The organism is Nonomuraea sp. PA05, assembly GCF_008086045.1.
Taxonomy (GTDB): Bacteria; Actinomycetota; Actinomycetes; order Streptosporangiales; family Streptosporangiaceae; genus Nonomuraea; species Nonomuraea monospora.
Map to the genome: position 1 here is coordinate 238,246 of NZ_VSEY01000002.1, position 16,563 is coordinate 254,808.

Consider the following 16,563-nt stretch of genomic DNA (forward strand, 5'->3'; position numbering starts at 1 on the left):
AAGGAGCGTTCCATGTCGGACGTCAGGTTCACCCACATCGGCGGTCCTACCGTCCTCATCGAGTTCGACGGCTGGCGACTGCTGACGGACCCGACCTTCGACCCTCCTGGCCGGACGTACGCGTTCGGCTGGGGGACCTCCTCCCGCAAGCTCACCGGCCCGGCCGTCCCCATGGCCGAGCTCGGGCCGGTGGACGCCGTCCTGCTCACCCACGACCATCACGGCGACAACCTCGACGAGGCCGGGCGCCTCCTGCTGACCGCCGTCCCGGCCACGATCACCACCCTCTCGGGCGCCCGCCGTCTCGGTGGCGCCGCCCGCGGGCTCAGGCCCGGGCAGCGCACGCGGCTGGCTGCGCCCGGCCGGCCGGCGATCGAGATCACCGCCACCCCCTGCCGGCACGGCCCGCCGCTGAGCCGGCCGATCACCGGCGAAGTGATCGGCTTCGCCCTCACCTGGCCCGGCCAGACGCACGGCCCGCTGTGGATCACCGGCGACACCGTCCACCACCGCGCGCTGCGCCGGGCCGCCGCCGCGATACGGCCGGGAACGGTCCTGCTCCACCTGGGCGGCGTCGGCTTCCCCAGCACCGGACCACTGCGCTACACCATGACCGCGCGTCAGGCCGTACGCCTGTGCGGGGCCATCACCCCGCACACGATCCTGCCGGTCCACTACGAGGGCTGGCAGCACTTCCGGCAGGGCCGCGACGGCATCGAACGCGACCTGCTGCGGGCGCCGGAGCGGATCCGCAGCCGCTACCACTGGCTGCCCACCGGATCAGCGGAACACCTGCAGCTCTAGACACGGCCCTTCCTGGGGCAGGCAGCCGTGACCTCACGTTCCGGCCTGGGGCCCGGGGGCCCTCAGGCCGGCCACGGCCCTGACACGATCGAGAGGAACGACCACGCTCATGACCAGCACCCAGCTCGACCACCTGGCGACCGCCGCGTTACAGGACGCACTCATCGACATCGCCGAGCTGGCCTCCCAGGCCAGGCAGGCGCACTGGAACGTGCGCGGCACGACGTTCCTGCCCGTGCACCGATGGCTGGACGAACTCGCCGAAACCCTGCGGGCCCACGCCGACACGCTGGCCGAGCGCATCGCCACCCTGGGCGGCTGGCCGGACGCCTGCAGCGAGACGCTGAGCGAACGCAACACCCTGGAGTCGCTGCCCTTCGGCCGGCTCACCACCAGCCAGGCGCTCACCGCCATGGAGACCGGCCTGGAACGTGTCGCCGCCGTCGTCACGTCGTGGCTGCGGAGCCCGGCCATGGAAGACGACCCGGTGACCGCCGATCTGCTCACCAGCCTCTGCCGGGACCTCCAGGCCCAGCAGTGGCTCGCCCGCGCCCAGCAGTGAGCGGCGATCATGGCCGATCTGCGCTGGACGGGCCGCGCCGCCTGCCGGGACACCGACCCCGAACTGTTATTCCCGCTCAGCTGGGAGGGGCAGCACCAGGCAGCCACGCGGGTCTGCGCCGGCTGCCTCGTCCGGCCCCTCTGTCTTGAGTGGGCGCTGGAATCCGGGGAACCGGAAGGCGTCTGGGGCGGTATGACCCCGGGCGAACGCCGGCGGCTCCGTCAGCCGCCGCGGTTGAACCAGCGCCGCCAGGCACCCGTCCCGTCTTGAGCCGCACCGCGCCGATCGTCCGGCTGAAGCAGTGGGGGTACGCGCTCGGCTACTGGTCCTCGATGCGCCCGGGCGTTTCAGCGAGGGCCGAGGAGAGCGGCCAGGGCGTGGCTGAGGGACTGGCCCAGCGTCTTGGCGCAGGTCTCGTAGCCCTGCGGCGGGCCGCCGTACGGGTCGTACACCTCCAGCGGCTGGACGGCGGCGCGGCGCTCGGCGGCCGACTGGACGATCGCCCTGGCGCGATCCACCGTGTCCGAGCGGTAGCGGCGGTGGCCCGCCCCCGCCGCCAGCTCGGCGAACTCGGGCAGCGTGAACGTCTTGCCCGCCGCCCGCGGGTCCAGGCCGACGGCTACGGCGCGGTGCCCGGTCTCCATGGTGAGCAGCAGGTCGGACGCGCCGATCAGGGCTGGGTCGAGGGGTCTGGCGCGGTGTGCCCTGCCGTTCAGGCCCAGCCTGTCGAGGGCCGTGATCGCGTGGGGTGCCATGGGGTGGCCGGCCATCGCCCGTACGCCGGCGCTCGCCGTCACCACCGGCAGGGGCGCGGAGTGGAGCATCGCCTGGGCGATCACCTGGGCCATGGCGGAGCGGCAGATGTTGGCCGTGCAGACCAGCAGGATGCGGAACTCGCCTCGTCCGGGTGCCGCTTCGCGGGCGGCGGGAGGAATGGCCATGGTGCGCTCCCCGTGGGTCAAGGCCAATCTAACCGGTCGGGACGGCCCGGGGGCGGGGGTTCGTACGGCCATTTGCGAGGGACGGCGCGGAGGGGGCGCTGGGCGGCTTCCAGCCGCGGCCGATGCGTGGACCGGCCTGCGAGACGCGCAGCGGGGCTGCGAGGCCGGCTGAGAGGCGCGGAGGGGCTTACGAGACCGCACTACGAGATGCAGAGGGGCGGCGGGGCCGGGTCGCGGGGCGCGGGCGAGGCGCCGGGTGCGAGCTGCGGGGCGGAAGGCGGGGCGGACGGTGGGTGCGGGGAGGTGGATCCCCGGCGGGCCCGCCACCGCCCCGCCCGGCAGCGTCAGGAGTCCTCGAGCCGGAAGCCCACCTTCATGCCGACCTGGTAGTGCGCGATCTCCCCCGCGTCGATGTGCCCGCGGATCTCCGTCACCTCGAACCAGTCGAGGTGCCGCAGTGTCTCAGAGGCCCTCCTGATGCCGTTGCGGATGGCCTGGTCGACGCTCTCCCCCGAGGTGCCGACGATCTCCGTGACCCGGTACGTGCGATCCGTCATCTCCACATCCTCCTTACTCGAAGGCCATGATCGCATGACCCCCGCGTCCGCACCGGGCTGCCGTCGCCACCGCGCCCTCCTGGGGCTACCGTGGAAGCCATGAAGGGGTGGCGCAGGAAACCAGCCGTCCACCAGGTCACGGACGCGAGACCGTCACTGACCGCGGACATCCGTAAGCGTGAGGTCAGCTACCTCATCAAGATGGGGATTCGCACGATCTGCCTGATCCTGGCGGTCGTGGTGCCGGTGCCGTGGCCGTACCGGCTGCTGTTCATCGCGGCGGCCGTCTTTTTGCCATACATAGCGGTAATCGGGGCCAATGAGAGGAGCAACGACGCCCCTCCCCCTACCTTTCAGTCCCCTGAAGCTAACCAAACCGAGATACCGCTGCATCGACGCGAGATCGGGTCGTGACTAAGTCTTGACGCATCCCATGGGTTGTAGGTGTACGCTTTAGCCAAGCGCTCCGGTCCCCCGTCGGAGTGCTGGTGCCGGCGTTCCGGGCCCCCGTCGGAACGCCGATGAAGCGACGCCGGGTGGTTTGCCCCCGTAACCACCCGGCGTCGCCCTTTTCCCGGCCACGATTCGATCAGTGTGCGCCGCCCCCGCCGTTGGATAGGGCGGCTTTCCCGAAATCGTTTACACTCACCCCCGCCTCGTTATTCACAGGAAATCTTCAGGCGGGGCGAGCTTGACTTCAAGAGTTCGTTCGAGTGTCAGTCGTCTGTCAGCGTCTCAGCGGTCGCTTGGCTCCAGTTCTTCGCCAATGTGGTCAGTCTGGCGACGGCGTCCTCGGGTGCGGTGCCCGCGCCCTGAGCCAGGCCCAGCAGGTACGCCGTCAGCGGCGCGGCCGGCCTGGCGACGCCGTGGGCCACCTCCTTGGTGAGGTCGAGTATGAGGTCGCGGTCCACGGTGGCCGGGTCGATGCCCAGCTCCTTGCAGGCCAGGGCGGTCCATTCGTTGAGCACGTGCATGTGAGCCTCCTCCTGGTGGTCCATTGTGACGCAGGCGTGTCTCGGTGGCCTCGCCGCGGCGGGAGCGGGCGGCGCATGGCCGCATGGCGCGCGCGGTGCGCGACGCGAGGGCCGGGTGGCGGGGGTGGCGGGGATTTGGTCAGCCGCCGATGGCGGACATGGGGCGGGAGGGCTGCAGGAACGACGGGTCGTCGATGCCGTGCCCCGCCCGCTTCCTGGACACCGCCACCATCCACCGCTCCGCCAGCTCCTCGTCGGACGCCCCGTCCCGCATGGGCGTCTTCAGGTCGGACTCCTCGGTGGCGAACAGGCAGTTGCGCACCTGCCCGTCGGCGGTGAGCCGCACCCGGTCGCACGACCCGCAGAACGGCCGCGTCACCGAGCCGATCACTCCCACCCTGGCGGGCCCGCCGTCCACGAGGAAGCGTTCGGCCGGGGCGCTGCCGCGCTCCTCCAGGTCGTCGGGGGTCAGGTCGAAGGAGGCGGACAGGAGCTTGAGTATCTCGTCGGCGGTGACCATGTTGTCGCGGCTCCAGCCGTGCTGGGCGTCGAGCGGCATCTGCTCGATGAAGCGCAGCTCGTACCCCTTCTCGAGGCACCAGCGCAGCAGCGGGACGGCCTCGTGGTCGTTGACGCCGCGCATCAGCACGGCGTTGACCTTGACGGGCCGCAGGCCGGCCGCGTCGGCGGCGGCGAGGCCGGCGATGACGTCGGCGTGCCTGTCGCGGTGCGCGAGCCGCTTGAACGTGGCGGCGTCGAGGGTGTCGAGGGAGACGTTCACCCGGTCGAGGCCGGCGGCGGCGAGCGGTTCGGCGAGGCGGGCCAGGCCGATGCCGTTGGTGGTGAGGGAGACCTGGGGCTTGGGGGTCAGGGTGGTGGTGCGGCCGACGATGTCGACCAGTTCGCGGCGCAGCAGGGGCTCGCCGCCGGTGTAGCGGACCTCGGTGATGCCGAGGCGTTCGACGCCGATCGTCACGAGGCGGACGATCTCGTCGGCCGTCAGGAGCTTCGCGCTCGGCAGCCAGTCGAGACCTTCGGGCGGCATGCAGTACGTGCAGCGCAGATTGCACTTGTCCGTGAGGGACACCCGCAGATCCGTCGCCACCCGTCCGAACGAGTCTCGCAACATGGGGCGTCACCTCCTGTTCGTTCGCCAGAGGGCCAGACTACGACGGGTGCCGGCCCGCCCTCAAAATCCGACACTTCATGGCACGACAACACATTCTTCCCTAGATCGATTCCGGGAGGGCGGGCGTGCTGGTCACGATGCCGTGTACCAGGCGTCGCGGGCGCGCATCAGCTCAGTCAGGTGCCTGCGGGACCATTCGCAGCCGGCGTTCATCGGTTCGAGCAGGCTGCGGCCGAGGTCGGTGAGCTCGTACTCGACGCGTGGCGGGATCTCCTCGTACGGGGTGCGGGTGAGCAGCCCGTCGCGCTCCATGGCGCGCAGCGACTCGGTGAGCACCTTCGGGGTGATGCCGCGCAGCGGCTTCTGGAGCTCGGTGAAGCGGCGCGGCCCCAGCTCCAGGCAGCGGATGATCTTGGCGGTCCATTTGTCGCCGATGCGGATCGGCGCGGCGACCGGCGGGCAGCCGGTGAACATGTCCGGATCGAGTGGCTCGGCCATCCCGTCATCGTAGGTAACTATCGTTGCGGAAAGCGATGTCCCGCCCCCTACCGTCTGCGGGGGCGGCCGGAAGGACCGGCCGCCGGCGGTGTGACGGAGGTACGGGTGAGCAGGATCGTGGTGTTCGGAGCCGGTGGGCGGGCCGGGGTGAAGGTGGTCGCGGAGGCGGCCGGGCGCGGGCACGAGGTGACGGCCGTGGTGCGGGACCCGGGCAGGCATCCGGGGCTGGGCGGCGCGCGGGTGAAGGTGGCCGCGGGGGACGTCACGGACGCCGGCGGCGTGGCCGCGCTGGCCGCGGGGCACGACGTGGCGGTGCAGGTGGCGGCGCGGCTGGACATGGGGTCGCGGGAGTTCTACACCGCCGCCACCCGGGCGCTGGTGGACGGGCTGGCGCGGGCCGGGGTGTCCCGGCTGGTGGCGCTGGGCATCGGGAGCCTGCTGGAGGTCTCGCCCGGCGTGCGGCTCATCGACACTCCGGGCTTTCCCGCGGACGCGCGGGCGTTCTCACTGGGGCATGCCGCCGAGCTGGAGCTGCTGGCGGGGTCGGCGCTGGACTGGGTGGTGATCGCGCCGCCGCCGGTGTTCCTGGACGCCGAGGCGGCCAGGACCGGCCGGTACCGGTTCGGGGACGGCCGGGTGCCGGAGGCACAGGAGGGGGATCCGGCGTTCTCGTACGCGGATCTGGCGGTCGCGCTGGTGGACGAGGCCGAGACGCCCGCGCATCACCGGGTTCAGGTGGCCGTGTCCTACTGAGACCTCGCGGAGAACGGCGAACGCCCGGCCGCGGTGGCCGGGCGTTCGAGGTGCCGGAGCGTCAGTGACGGCCGATGACCTTCACCCAGTCCTTGCCCTCCGAGGGAGCGAGGTACCTGCTGCCCTCGAAGACCGCGCGCCACGTGCCCGACTCACGGGCGGGCACCCGCAGGCCGAAGTAGCCCTTGCCGCTGGTGCGGACGGTCTCCACGTGCTCCCAGCGGCCGCTGCCGTCCGGCTGGAAGAGGATCACGACCCGCTTGTGCGCCAGGCGGTGCCAGCGCTCGGACTTCTTGCAGGTGTCGGCGTGGTGCACCGAGACGAACCCGCTGATGTAGTCCTCGTCGCACTCCACGGAGAGCTTGCCCTCCACGGTGAGGGGCTTGCCCCGCCAGGCGGGCTCGGGGTTCACGTCGAGCTTGAGGCTGGTGTGGCCGCCGGCGACATCCGGGTCGAGGCCCGGGTCGTCCGCGAGGGCGGGCGAGGCGGCGGTGGCCACCAGGGTCGCGCCCAGGGCCGCAGCCGCCAGGCCGGCGGCTAGACGTCGCATCTTCAAAACAGAAATCCTTCCCCGTCCGAAAACACGCACCCGTACGGGCACGTCAAATGCCAATGACGCGTAAAGGTCAGGAAAAGTTGCGACAAAGTTGATCACGTTTTGGCAACGGGGCGGGGGTGGGGGGTTCAGGCGACCCTTATGCGTTTATTGGGCTATTTGTCGGGATTTAGAGAGATCCGGTGCGTAGTGTCCTGTTCCGGGGAAGCGGACGCGCCAGTAGCCGTCCGTGCGGCCCTGGACCGTCCCGGCGAACGCGCCCGCCCCGTCCGTCGTGGCCTGGCCCACCGCCTGCCAGGCAGAGGACGCGTCCGGACGCCACAGCACCTCCAGGTTCTGCTTGGCGAACGGGCCGTAGTCCGTGAGGCCGCGCGGGTCGACCCGGGTCAGCGAGCCGCGCAGGCGCACGCCGTCCGCGCGGGCCGACTTCTCCGCCCGCACGGCGGTGAGCTTCGTCTCGCGCTTCAGCTCGAACGAGGCGTACTGGGTGATCGTGGCGCCGTTGACGCCCTTGGCGGTGGCGGTGATCGTCCAGGTGCCCGCCGGATAGAAGCGGTTCAGCTTCTTGTCCGGGAGGAAGCGCCAGGTCTGCCACTCGTCCGTCCTCGTCCTGGACGCTCCCCGCGGCTGCAGGTGAGCTCCCGCGGCCAGGCGCCAGACCAGGCGGGGCGGCAGGACGGGGCGGCCCGCGCCCTGGATGCCGTCCTTCGGAGCGCCCGGCTCGGCCAGCGGGGCCGGTTGCGGGCCGCCGGTCCAGGCGGGCTCCTCGTCGAGCAGGGCGGGGTTCGTGCCGCCCTGCGGGGCGGTGTTCGCGGCCGGGCTGGGCAGCGGGCCCGCGGCGAAGGCGATGGCGGGCGCGCCGCCGGACGCCCGGGCCGGGGTGAGGACGGTGGCCCGGGCCGGGCTCTGCGCGGGTGCCAGGGCGGGCGCCTGGACGTGGGTCTGGGCCTGGACGGGCGCCTGGACGTGAGCATGGCCTTGGACGGGCGCCTGAGCCGGTGCCTGAACGTGAGCATGGCCTTGGACGGGCGCCTGGGCCTGGGCGGGCGGCATCACCGCGCTCTGGGCGGGCTGCTGGGCCGGTGGCTGGACCGCCGGGCCCTGAGCGGGCGGCTCGGCGGGAGCGTGGGCAGGCGGCTGCGCGGGCGACTGGACAGGCGGCTGCGCAGGCGGCTGGGCGGGTGGCTGGGCGGGTGGCTGCGCAGGCGGCTGGGCAGGCGGCTGGGCCGCCGGCTTGCCGGGCGCGTGCGCGGGCGGCTGGGCAGGCGCGTGGCCGGGCTGTTGGGCGGGTGGCTTGATGGGCGCGTGCGCGGGCGGCCGAACGGGCGGCTGGGCCGGTGACCCCGCCGGTGGGGCCGCGGTGATCGGGCGCGGCGCCGGGGCGGCACCGGCGGGCGGGGCGCCCGGCTCGACCTTGACGGTGACGCCGTCCTTACCGCGTACCACCCCCTTGGCGACCACATCGATCACCAGGCGGACGGACCCCTGCGCCCCGACCACGGGTTCGGCGGGGCGTACGGTGATGGCGCGGATGGCGGGCTCGATCGCGGCGGAGGCAGCAGGTGCGGGCACCGTGAGCGACCCCGCCGCGAGCGAGACGAGAAGAACACTTCTGGTCATGATCGAGACGGTAGGAACCGTCCGGTAATGGACAGGACCACAACACACGCCCCGAATGGCAAAAGCCTCAGACAGACTCGCCGTAGAGCCCTTCGATGACGTCGGCGTACTTGGTGTGGATGATCCGCCGCTTCAGCTTCAGGCTCGGGGTGAGCTCCTCGGTCTCGGCCGTCCACTCCACGCCGAGCAGCGCCCACTTCTTGACCTGCTGCACCCTGGCCAGCTTGGCGTTGGCGACCTGCACGGCCGCCTCGACCTCGGCCAGCACGCCGGGGTGCTCGGCCAGCTCGGCCAGCGAGCCGAAGGTGATGCCGCGTGCCTGCGCCCAGCCCGGCGCGACCTCGGCGTCCAGCGTCAGGACGGCCACCGTGTGGGGCCGGTTGTCGCCGTAGGCGAGGGCCTGGCCGATGAGGTTGTGCTGTTTGAGGTGGTTCTCGATCTCGGCCGGGGAGATGTTCTCGCCGCCCGCGGTGATGATCAGCTCCTTCTTGCGGTCCACGACGCGGTAGAAGCCGTCGTCGTCCACGGTGCCGATGTCGCCGGTGTGCAGCCAGCCGTCGGCGTCGATGAGCTCGGTGGTGGCCTCGGGGCGGTTGAGGTAGCCGGAGGTGTTGAGCGGGCTGCGGGTGAGGAGTTCGCCGTCGTCGCCGATGCGGATCTCGACGCCAGGCTCGGCCCTGCCGACGGTGCCCAGGCGGTAGCAGGCGGGGCTGTTGCCGGTGAAGGCGCCGGTCGTCTCCGTCATGCCGTACACGTCGATGACCTTCAGCCCGAGCCCGGCGTAGAAGCGCTGGACCTCGTCGGGCAGCGGCGCGGCGCCGGTGGCGGTCCACTCGGCGCGGTCGAACCCGATCATGCCGCGGATGACGGACAGCAGCGCGGCGTCCGCCTTGTCGTAGGCGGCCTGGATCTCCGGGGTGATCGTGTGGCCGTACTGGCCGGCCTCGACGTAGGCGGCGCCGGCCGCCATGGCCTCGCGTACGGCGGCCTGCTGCTCCTCGGGCTGGGTGGCGAGCACGGCGAGCAGGCGGGCCATCATCTTCTCCCACACGCGCGGCACGCCGAAGAACATCATCGGCCTGACCTGCCCGAGCGTGGCGCCCAGGTTGGCCAGGTCGGTGCAGAAGTGCACGTGGGAGACCTTGACCAGCGGCAGGTAGAGGCTGAGGATGCGCTCGGCGATGTGCGCGTAGGTGAGGTAGGAGATCTGGGTGCCGCGCGTGGGCAGCGAGGTGAGGCGGTCGGTGGCGGCGACCTCGTAGAAGATGTTGGTGTGGGTGAGCGGCACGCCCTTGGGGGTGCCGGTGGTGCCCGAGGTGTACAGGACGGTGGCGACGTCGTCCTGGGTGACGGCGCGCCAGCGCGACTCGACCTGGCCGGGGTCGACGGCGAGGCGTTCGCGGCCGAGGGTGAGGAAGTCGTCCCAGGACATGAACCGGTCGCCGGCGGGCGCCCCCTCCAGCACAATGATCTTGCGCAGGCCGTCCAGCCGGTCGAGCACCGGCTCCCAGCGGGCCAGGTCGGCGGGGCCGCCGAGCACGGCGTACCTGGCGCCCACGTTGTCGGCCACGAAGGCGATCTGGTCGGGTGCGAACGTCGAGTAGACGGTGCAGCCGACGCCGCCCGCGTGCACCGCGCCGAGATCGGCCAGGACGTGCTCGCTGCGGTTGACCATCATGAGGGCCACGGCCTCGCCGGGTTCGAGCCCGAGGGCGACGAACGCGGCAGCTATCTCCAGCACCCGTTCGCGCGCCTGCCCGTAGGTGAGCGTGCGCCAGCCGTCCCCTTCGGGGTCGGAGTAGGCGGGTGCGTCGTGATGCTCCTCGGCCGCCTGTCTGAGCTGCTCGCACACGGTACGGCCGGCGATCTGCCGCTCGATCTCGTCCCGGACTTCGAGGACTTCGCCCATGGCACCCGCCTCCAGTCAGTAATCACTTGCATGATTGCTGTGCATCGCACCACAGCGCCGGAGCAGCGGCAAGAGCTTGCGGAGAAACACCTCCGTCCGTCACGTAAAGTGATCGGAGTGTTGCGATCAGTGTGGGGGTCCGCGTGAGTGACAGGACGTTCTTCGGGCATCCGTGGGGCCTGGCGACCTTGTTCGGCACCGAGATGTGGGAGCGGTTCTCCTGGTACGGCCTGCGGGCGATCCTGGCCACGTTCATGGCCGCCTCGCCGGCGCACGGGGGCCTCGGGCTGACGCAGGAGACGTCCCAGGCGGTGGTGGGCGTCTACGGGGCGCTCATCTATCTGGTGGCGCTGCCGGGCGGCTGGATCGCCGACCGCATCCTGGGGGCGCGGCGCTCGGTGTTCTGGGGCGGGTTCGTCATCATGCTGGGGCACATCAGCATGGCGATCCCGGTGACCACGGGGTTCTTCGTCTGGCTGGGCCTGCTGCTGATCATCGTCGGCACGGGCCTGCTCAAGCCGAACATCTCGGTCATGGTCGGCCGGCTCTACCCCGAGGGCGACGACGGGCGCAGGGACGCCGGGTTCTCGCTGTTCTACCTGGGCATCAACCTCGGCGCCTTCTTCGCGCCGCTGGTGGTGGGGTGGCTGGCCGAGGGCGACCGCTGGCACCTGGGCTTCAGCGCGGCGGCGGTCGGCATGGCGCTCGGCCTGCTGCAGTACGTGCTGGGCGGCCGGAGCCTGCGCGGCGTCGGCGAGCGCCCCGGCATGCTGCTGTCGCCGCGCGAGCGCCGCCGCTTCGGCCGCCTGGTGGCGCTGGGCGTGGTGCTGGTCCTGGTCGTGCTGGGCGCGTGGGCGGCGACCGGCACGCTCACGATCGACCGGTTCACGGTGGTGCTCACGCTGGTCATCCTGATCGTGCCGGTCGCGTACTTCGGTTACATCATGTTCGGCAGCCACGACCTGACCGGCGACGAGCGGATCAGGATGAAGGCCTACATCTGGCTGTTCGTGGCCGCGTCCATCTTCTGGATGATCTACGACCTGGCGCCGAGCAAGCTGCTGTTCTTCGCCCAGGACCACACCGACCTGTCCCTGTTCGGCTTCAGGATCAACCAGGCCACCACGCAGTCGTTCAACCCGCTGTTCATCATGATCTTCGTGCCGGTGTTCGCGGCGCTGTGGGTGAAGCTGGGCACGCGGGTGAGCACGCCGCAGAAGTTCGGGTTCGCGCTGGTCATGGTGGGGTTGAGCTTCGTGGTGATGGCCGTGGCGGCGGGGCTCGCCGGCACGGGCCGGGTGTCGGTGTGGTGGCTGGTGCTGGTCTACCTGATCCAGGTGTTCGGCGAGCTGTCGCTCAGCCCGGTCGGGCTGTCGGTGACGACGAAGCTCGCGCCCGAGGCGTTCAAGGGCCAGATGCTGGGCATCTGGTTCATCGCGGTGTCGGTCGGCGACGCGGTCGGCGGGCAGACCGGGCGGCTCAGCCGGGTGCTGTCCGAGCCGATGTACTACCTGGTGCTGGCGGCGATGGCGATCCTGGCCGGGCTGGCGCTGTTCCTGTTCACGCGGACCCTGCGGACGATGATGGCCGAGCACCACGAACCCGCCATGCGGTAGACATTCCGATCGTGTCTGAACTTCTCGACCTTGCCGGCATCTTCGTCTTCGCCCTGTCCGGCGCGCTCATGGGGGTGCGCAAGCGGCTCGACGCCGTCGGGATGGGGGTGCTGGCCGGGATGACCGCCCTCGGCGGCGGCGTGGTGCGCGACCTCATCCTGAACGTGCGGCCGATCGCCTTCCAGAGCCTCGGGTACGTGCTCGTGCCCATCGCCGCCACGGTGATCGTCTTCTTCTTCCATCCGCACGTGGCCCGCGTCATGCCGGCCATCCTGGTGCTGGACGCGGCGGGGCTCGGGCTGTTCTGCGCGGTCGGCACCGAGAAGGCCATGGAGTACGGCCTGAGCCCGCTGCACTCGGCGCTCCTCGGGGTGACGACCGCCGTGGGCGGGGGCATGCTGCGCGACGTGCTGGCCGGGGAGATCCCCACACTGCTGTACGACCGGCAGCTCTACGCGGTGCCCGCGCTGCTGGGCTCGGCGGTGATGGCCGGGTTGTCGTCCTACGGGTGGCACGGGTGGCCGGCCACGCTGGCGGCGGCGCTGCTGGCGTTCGGGCTGCGGATCGCGGCGATGCGCTTCAAGTGGCGCGCACCGCTGGCCAGGGGCGTCCACGAGTGACGTCCGAAGCCGTTCACACCATCGCGATGAGCTGGTCCGGCGGGCGCGGGGCGCCGGTGGGGCCGTGGTCGCGGGCGGCGCGCAGGCGGCGGACGGCGTCCGCGAGCAGGCACGGCGACTGGGTGTACGGCAGCCGCAGGTAGCCTTCCAAGGTGCCCTCCAGCCCGAACCAGGGGCCGGGCGCCAGCCGCACCCCGTGGGAGAGGGCGGCCTCCGCGAGCGCCGTGGAGCCGGCGCCGTCCAGGCGGGCCCAGAGGGCGCCGCCGCCGCGCGGCAGCTCGAACGTCCACTCCGGCAGGTGGGCGCGCAGCTCGGCGGCCAGGGTGTCGCGGGAGGCGCGTAGGGTGCGGCGGCGCTCGGCGCGGGTCTCCTCCAGCCGGTCGAACAGCCGCGCCACGACGAGCTGCTCCAGCACCGGGCTGGCGATGTCCACCGACGAGCGGAACGTGGTGAGCCGCCGGGCCAGGGCGGCGGTGGCGCGGATCCAGCCGATGCGCAGCCCGCCCCACCACAGCTTGGAGGCGGAGCCGATGCTGATGACGCGGTTGTCGGTGTCGAAGGCGGCCATGGGCGAGGTGGCGGGCACGTCGTCCAGCGCGAGTTCCGACCAGGTCTCGTCCACCAGGAGCAGCGTGCCGGCGCGGCGGGCGGCGCCGGCGACGGCGACGCGGACGGGGTCGGCCATCAGGGCGCCCGTCGGGTTCTGGAAGTCGGGCATGAGGTAGGCCAGGCGCGCCCCCGACTGGAGCATGGCGCCGGCGACGAGGTCGGGCCGCCAGCCGTCGTGGGAGACGCCGACGGGGACGATGCGGGCGCCGCGCCGGCGGGCGGCGTCGATGGCGTGCGGGTAGGTCGGCGACTCCACGATCACCGGGTCGCCCGGGCCGGCGAGCAGGCCCATGACGAGGTGGAGGGCGTGCTGGGCGCCGGTGGTGACGACGATCTGCTCCGGCCTGGTGGCCACTCCCCTGGCGGTGTAGCGGGCGGCGACGCGTTCCCTGAGCGACGGCAGGCCCATGGGGTCGTAGCCGTTGCCCATGCCGTATCTGGGCAGGTCTTCGACCGCCGCCGTCATGGCGGCGACCAGGGACGCGGGGGCGGCCGGGGCGGCGGTGTGGAGCTGGATGAGGCCGTCGCGGTCGGTGCCGAGCCACGGGTTGTCGGGCCAGACGGCCGGGTCGGGCAGGGCGGTCCAGCTTCCCGAGCCCTGGCGGCTGTCCAGGTAGCCGCCTTCGCGCAGCAGGTCGTAGGCGGCGGTCACGGTGGTGCGGCTGACCTTCAGGGTCTCGGCGAGGTGGCGTTCGGCGGGCATGCGCACGCGGACCGGGATCTGGCCGTCCATGATCAGCGTGCGGACGCCGTCGGCGAGGGCGCGGTAGTACGGGCGCGCCGCCGGATCGACGTCCACGAGCCGCGCCACCTGCATGGCTGACATATGCCGCATAAGGCCACTTTTCGCGATTGGCCCTGTTTTGGCAAATCGGAGGATGCCAATCTGAAGCCATCATGAGCGAATCAACCGTCCCGCTGCCGAGTTCCCTGCCCGCCCGGCTCGTCCGCCTCTACGGCGGCCTGGCCCTGTACGGGCTCGGCATCGCCCTCCAGGTGAAGTCGGGCCTCGGCAACGGCCCGTGGAACGTCTTCCACGAGGGCGCCGCGCTGCGTACGGGCCTGTCGATCGGGACCGTCATCCTCGCGGTGGGCGCGCTGGTCATGCTGCTGTGGATCCCGATGAAGCAGCGGCCCGGCCTCGGCACGATCAGCAACGTGCTGCTCGTCGGCCCTTTCGCGGACGCCGCGATCTTCCTGCTACCGGACACCGGCCACCTGGCGTTCCAGACTTTCTACCTGATCATGGGCGTGGTCGTCATCGCCCTGTCCACTCTGCTCTACATCGGGGCCGGCCTGGGCCCCGGCCCCCGCGACGGCATCATGACGGGCCTGGTGCGGCTGGGCATGTCGGTACGGCTGGCTCGCCTGTCCATCGAGGTGGCGGTGCTGATCGCGGGCTGGCTGCTGGGCGGCACGGTGGGGCTGGGGACGGTGGTGTTCGCGCTGGCGATCGGGCCGTTGACGCAGGCGTTCACCCGCTGGTTCCCTCTGACTGATCCCGTGGCCAGGGACGGGCATGACGCGACATGATCGACCCGGCCACGGGATCACCTCTTCTCGCAGTAGCGTCTAGGCATGCGGATCGAGGATTACGCGCTGATCGGAGACATGCAGTCCGCCGCGCTCGTGGGACGGGACGGCTCCATCGACTGGCTCTGCCTGCCCAGGTTCGACTCGCCGGCGTGTTTCGCGGCGCTGCTCGGCAGCGAGCGCAACGGGCACTGGTGGCTCGGCCCCACGGGCAGGAAACCCGCCACGAGACGGCGCTACCGGCCTGACACGCTCATCCTGGAGAGCGAGTGGGACACCCCCACGGGCACCGTCCGCGTGATCGACTTCATGCCGCCGCGCGACCGCAACCCCGACGTGGTCCGCATCGTGGAGGGCGTGTCCGGGTCCGTCCAGATCTCCACGCAGCTCCGGGTGCGCTTCGACTACGGCCGCATCGTGCCGTGGGTGCGCCGCACCAACGGCCACCTCCAGGCCATCGGCGGGCCCGACTCGGTGTGGCTGCACTCCCCCGTGCCGCTCAAGGGCGGCGACTACGCCCACCGGGCGACGTTCACCGTGCACGAGGGCGAGCGGCTGCCGTTCGTGTTCACCTGGCATCCCTCGCACGAGCCGATGCCGCCGCAGATCCACTGCGAGAACCAGCTCGACGAGACCGAGGCGTTCTGGGCCGAGTGGGTCGGCAAGTGCACCTACTCGGGGCCGTACCGGGAGGCCGTGGTCCGGTCGCTGATCACGCTGAAGGGCCTGACGTACGCGCCGACCGGCGGCATCGTCGCCGCGCCCACCACGTCCCTGCCGGAGGACCTGGGCGGCGTGCGCAACTGGGACTACCGCTTCTGCTGGCTGCGCGACGCCACGCTCACGCTCGACGCGCTGATCAGCTCCGGCTACCTGGAGGAGGCCGGCGACTGGCGGGCCTGGCTGCTGCGGGCGATCGCCGGACGGCCCCAGGACCTGCAGATCATGTACGGCGTCGCGGGCGAGCGCCGCCTGCCCGAGCTGCGCCTCGACTGGCTGGACGGCTACGAGGACTCCCGCCCCGTCCGCATCGGCAACGAGGCCGTCAAGCAGCTCCAGCTCGACGTCTACGGCGAGGTGATGAACTCCCTGTACGTCGCCCGCACGCGCGGCCTGTCCGCCGACGACCGGGCGTGGACCATCCAGCGGCAGCTCCTCGACTACGTGGAGGACCACTGGGACGAGCCCGACGAGGGCCTGTGGGAGGTGCGCGGCCCGCGCCGGCACTTCGTGCACTCCAAGGTGATGTGCTGGGCGGCGCTCGACCGGGCCGTCAAGTACGTCGAGCGCTTCGGCCGCACCGGGCCGGTCGACAAGTGGCGGACGCTGCGCGACGTCATCCACGCGGAGATCTGCGAGAAGGGCTACGACGCGCAGCGCAACACCTTCACCCAGTCCTACGGCTCCTCGGAGCTGGACGCGGCGCTGCTGATGATCCCCATGGTCGGTTTCCTGCCGATCGACGACCCCCGGGTGAAGGGCACGGTGGCGGCGATCGAGAAGGAGCTCATGTCCGACGGGTTCGTGCTGCGTTACCCGATCGCCGAGGACAACGACGTGGACGGGCTGCAGGGCGGCGAGGGCGCGTTCCTGGCGTGCAGCTTCTGGATGGTGGAGGTGATGGCGATGCAGGGCCGCAAGGACGAGGCCAAGGGCCTGTTCGAGCGGCTGCTGTCGCTACGCAACGACGTGGGGCTGCTGGCGGAGGAGTACGACCCGCGTTACGGGCGGCTGGTCGGCAACTTCCCGCAGGCCTTCAGCCACGTGCCTCTGGTGCACGCGGCGCGCGCCCTGTCTTCTTGACCGCCCTGTTGGCCGTGGGCTGGGCATGCGCCGCTCCCTTGGCGTTCATGTCCGATTCATCCGGTTCCGCCACGCTCCC

18 protein-coding genes are annotated in these 16,563 nt (G+C 71.6%); 9 read left to right on the forward strand and 9 right to left on the reverse strand.

All coding sequences use genetic code 11. The annotated features are described in order from the left end of the window. Window positions 1-12 precede the first annotated feature (12 nt). The 3 genes from FXF51_RS04110 to FXF51_RS04120 all read left to right on the forward strand — a co-directional run bounded on the left by FXF51_RS04110 (window position 13) and on the right by FXF51_RS04120 (window position 1,636). Window positions 13-804 carry an MBL fold metallo-hydrolase gene (locus tag FXF51_RS04110; RefSeq protein ID WP_148432878.1) on the forward strand — a complete coding sequence of 264 codons (792 nt, stop codon included), beginning with the start codon at window positions 13-15 and terminating at the stop codon, window positions 802-804. A 109-nt stretch (window positions 805-913) separates the two neighbouring features. Further along, window positions 914-1,366: a Dps family protein gene (locus tag FXF51_RS04115; protein ID WP_148432879.1), complete on the forward strand. Its 453-nt coding sequence runs from the start codon at window positions 914-916 to the stop codon at window positions 1,364-1,366. Between the two features lie 9 nt (window positions 1,367-1,375). After that, a complete protein-coding gene (locus FXF51_RS04120; RefSeq protein ID WP_316247602.1) occupies window positions 1,376-1,636 on the forward strand; it encodes a WhiB family transcriptional regulator in 261 nt (86 codons plus the stop codon). 77 nt (window positions 1,637-1,713) lie between these two features. Here the strand turns inward: FXF51_RS04120 and FXF51_RS04125 are convergent, their stop codons facing one another. Then, on the reverse strand, window positions 1,714-2,307 hold the full coding sequence (locus tag FXF51_RS04125; RefSeq protein WP_187414166.1) for a hypothetical protein: 594 nt from the start codon (window positions 2,305-2,307) through the stop codon (window positions 1,714-1,716). Between the two features lie 344 nt (window positions 2,308-2,651). Beyond that, window positions 2,652-2,864, reverse strand: coding sequence for a dodecin (locus FXF51_RS04130; RefSeq protein ID WP_148432881.1), 213 nt, complete (start codon window positions 2,862-2,864; stop codon window positions 2,652-2,654). Between the two features lie 99 nt (window positions 2,865-2,963). Between FXF51_RS04130 and FXF51_RS04135 the strand changes: the two genes are divergently transcribed. Continuing rightward, window positions 2,964-3,278, forward strand: a complete 315-nt coding sequence (locus FXF51_RS04135; RefSeq protein ID WP_148432882.1) for a DUF3099 domain-containing protein — start codon at window positions 2,964-2,966, stop codon at window positions 3,276-3,278. 302 nt (window positions 3,279-3,580) lie between these two features. Here the strand turns inward: FXF51_RS04135 and FXF51_RS04140 are convergent, their stop codons facing one another. The 3 genes from FXF51_RS04140 to FXF51_RS04150 form a co-directional block, all read right to left on the reverse strand. Then, window positions 3,581-3,838: a DUF6457 domain-containing protein gene (locus FXF51_RS04140; RefSeq protein WP_148432883.1), complete on the reverse strand. Its 258-nt coding sequence runs from the start codon at window positions 3,836-3,838 to the stop codon at window positions 3,581-3,583. Window positions 3,839-3,977: 139 nt separating this feature from the next. Further along, entirely contained in the window at window positions 3,978-4,967 is a 990-nt protein-coding gene (gene moaA, locus FXF51_RS04145; RefSeq protein WP_148432884.1) for a GTP 3',8-cyclase MoaA, read from the reverse strand. Window positions 4,968-5,099: 132 nt separating this feature from the next. After that, window positions 5,100-5,465 carry a winged helix-turn-helix transcriptional regulator gene (locus FXF51_RS04150; RefSeq protein WP_187414167.1) on the reverse strand — a complete coding sequence of 122 codons (366 nt, stop codon included), beginning with the start codon at window positions 5,463-5,465 and terminating at the stop codon, window positions 5,100-5,102. Between the two features lie 105 nt (window positions 5,466-5,570). Here FXF51_RS04150 and FXF51_RS04155 point away from each other — a divergent pair, with 105 nt between their 5' ends. Continuing rightward, complete coding sequence (locus FXF51_RS04155; protein ID WP_187414168.1) at window positions 5,571-6,218, forward strand: NAD(P)-dependent oxidoreductase; 648 nt, start codon at window positions 5,571-5,573, stop codon at window positions 6,216-6,218. Between the two features lie 61 nt (window positions 6,219-6,279). Here FXF51_RS04155 and FXF51_RS04160 read toward each other — a convergent pair whose 3' ends face one another. From FXF51_RS04160 to FXF51_RS04170, 3 genes are all read right to left on the reverse strand, one after another. Continuing rightward, window positions 6,280-6,768 carry a hypothetical protein gene (locus tag FXF51_RS04160; protein ID WP_148432885.1) on the reverse strand — a complete coding sequence of 163 codons (489 nt, stop codon included), beginning with the start codon at window positions 6,766-6,768 and terminating at the stop codon, window positions 6,280-6,282. Window positions 6,769-6,921: 153 nt separating this feature from the next. After that, window positions 6,922-8,394: a hypothetical protein gene (locus FXF51_RS04165; protein WP_148432886.1), complete on the reverse strand. Its 1,473-nt coding sequence runs from the start codon at window positions 8,392-8,394 to the stop codon at window positions 6,922-6,924. A gap of 67 nt (window positions 8,395-8,461) precedes the next feature. After that, entirely contained in the window at window positions 8,462-10,303 is a 1,842-nt protein-coding gene (locus FXF51_RS04170; protein WP_148432887.1) for an AMP-dependent synthetase/ligase, read from the reverse strand. A 143-nt stretch (window positions 10,304-10,446) separates the two neighbouring features. On the opposite strand from FXF51_RS04170, the gene FXF51_RS04175 reads away from it, so the two are divergent. Together FXF51_RS04175 and FXF51_RS04180 are read left to right on the forward strand one after the other, a co-directional pair. After that, window positions 10,447-11,919: a peptide MFS transporter gene (locus FXF51_RS04175; protein WP_262379281.1), complete on the forward strand. Its 1,473-nt coding sequence runs from the start codon at window positions 10,447-10,449 to the stop codon at window positions 11,917-11,919. Between the two features lie 11 nt (window positions 11,920-11,930). Then, window positions 11,931-12,539 (forward strand): trimeric intracellular cation channel family protein, encoded by a 609-nt coding sequence (locus FXF51_RS04180; protein WP_148432889.1) that lies wholly within the window; start codon window positions 11,931-11,933, stop codon window positions 12,537-12,539. Between the two features lie 13 nt (window positions 12,540-12,552). Here FXF51_RS04180 and FXF51_RS04185 read toward each other — a convergent pair whose 3' ends face one another. Beyond that, a complete protein-coding gene (locus FXF51_RS04185) occupies window positions 12,553-13,974 on the reverse strand; it encodes a PLP-dependent aminotransferase family protein (protein ID WP_262379282.1) in 1,422 nt (473 codons plus the stop codon). A gap of 71 nt (window positions 13,975-14,045) precedes the next feature. On the opposite strand from FXF51_RS04185, the gene FXF51_RS04190 reads away from it, so the two are divergent. Both FXF51_RS04190 and FXF51_RS04195 read left to right on the forward strand, forming a co-directional pair. After that, the gene (locus tag FXF51_RS04190; protein WP_148432891.1) at window positions 14,046-14,681 is read left to right on the forward strand and encodes a YczE/YyaS/YitT family protein; all 636 of its coding nucleotides are present in this window, start codon (window positions 14,046-14,048) and stop codon (window positions 14,679-14,681) included. Window positions 14,682-14,726: 45 nt separating this feature from the next. Then, window positions 14,727-16,484: a glycoside hydrolase family 15 protein gene (locus FXF51_RS04195; RefSeq protein WP_148432892.1), complete on the forward strand. Its 1,758-nt coding sequence runs from the start codon at window positions 14,727-14,729 to the stop codon at window positions 16,482-16,484. Window positions 16,485-16,563 lie beyond the last annotated feature (79 nt).

Excerpts from the sequence above, each read along its gene's own strand:
- FXF51_RS04195 (WP_148432892.1), top strand. The coding sequence starts at position 14,727 with ATGCGGATCGAGGATTACGCGCTGATCGGAGACATGCAGTCCGCCGCG.
- FXF51_RS04130 (WP_148432881.1), bottom strand. The coding sequence starts at position 2,864 with ATGACGGATCGCACGTACCGGGTCACGGAGATCGTCGGCACCTCGGGG.
- FXF51_RS04150 (WP_187414167.1), bottom strand. The coding sequence starts at position 5,465 with ATGGCCGAGCCACTCGATCCGGACATGTTCACCGGCTGCCCGCCGGTC.
- FXF51_RS04115 (WP_148432879.1), top strand. The coding sequence starts at position 914 with ATGACCAGCACCCAGCTCGACCACCTGGCGACCGCCGCGTTACAGGAC.
- FXF51_RS04185 (WP_262379282.1), bottom strand. The coding sequence starts at position 13,974 with ATGTCAGCCATGCAGGTGGCGCGGCTCGTGGACGTCGATCCGGCGGCG.
- FXF51_RS04140 (WP_148432883.1), bottom strand. The coding sequence starts at position 3,838 with ATGCACGTGCTCAACGAATGGACCGCCCTGGCCTGCAAGGAGCTGGGC.
- FXF51_RS04120 (WP_316247602.1), top strand. The coding sequence starts at position 1,376 with ATGGCCGATCTGCGCTGGACGGGCCGCGCCGCCTGCCGGGACACCGAC.
- FXF51_RS04160 (WP_148432885.1), bottom strand. The coding sequence starts at position 6,768 with ATGCGACGTCTAGCCGCCGGCCTGGCGGCTGCGGCCCTGGGCGCGACC.
- moaA (WP_148432884.1), bottom strand. The coding sequence starts at position 4,967 with ATGTTGCGAGACTCGTTCGGACGGGTGGCGACGGATCTGCGGGTGTCC.
- FXF51_RS04170 (WP_148432887.1), bottom strand. The coding sequence starts at position 10,303 with ATGGGCGAAGTCCTCGAAGTCCGGGACGAGATCGAGCGGCAGATCGCC.
- FXF51_RS04190 (WP_148432891.1), top strand. The coding sequence starts at position 14,046 with ATGAGCGAATCAACCGTCCCGCTGCCGAGTTCCCTGCCCGCCCGGCTC.
- FXF51_RS04135 (WP_148432882.1), top strand. The coding sequence starts at position 2,964 with ATGAAGGGGTGGCGCAGGAAACCAGCCGTCCACCAGGTCACGGACGCG.
- FXF51_RS04110 (WP_148432878.1), top strand. The coding sequence starts at position 13 with ATGTCGGACGTCAGGTTCACCCACATCGGCGGTCCTACCGTCCTCATC.
- FXF51_RS04125 (WP_187414166.1), bottom strand. The coding sequence starts at position 2,307 with ATGGCCATTCCTCCCGCCGCCCGCGAAGCGGCACCCGGACGAGGCGAG.
- FXF51_RS04165 (WP_148432886.1), bottom strand. The coding sequence starts at position 8,394 with ATGACCAGAAGTGTTCTTCTCGTCTCGCTCGCGGCGGGGTCGCTCACG.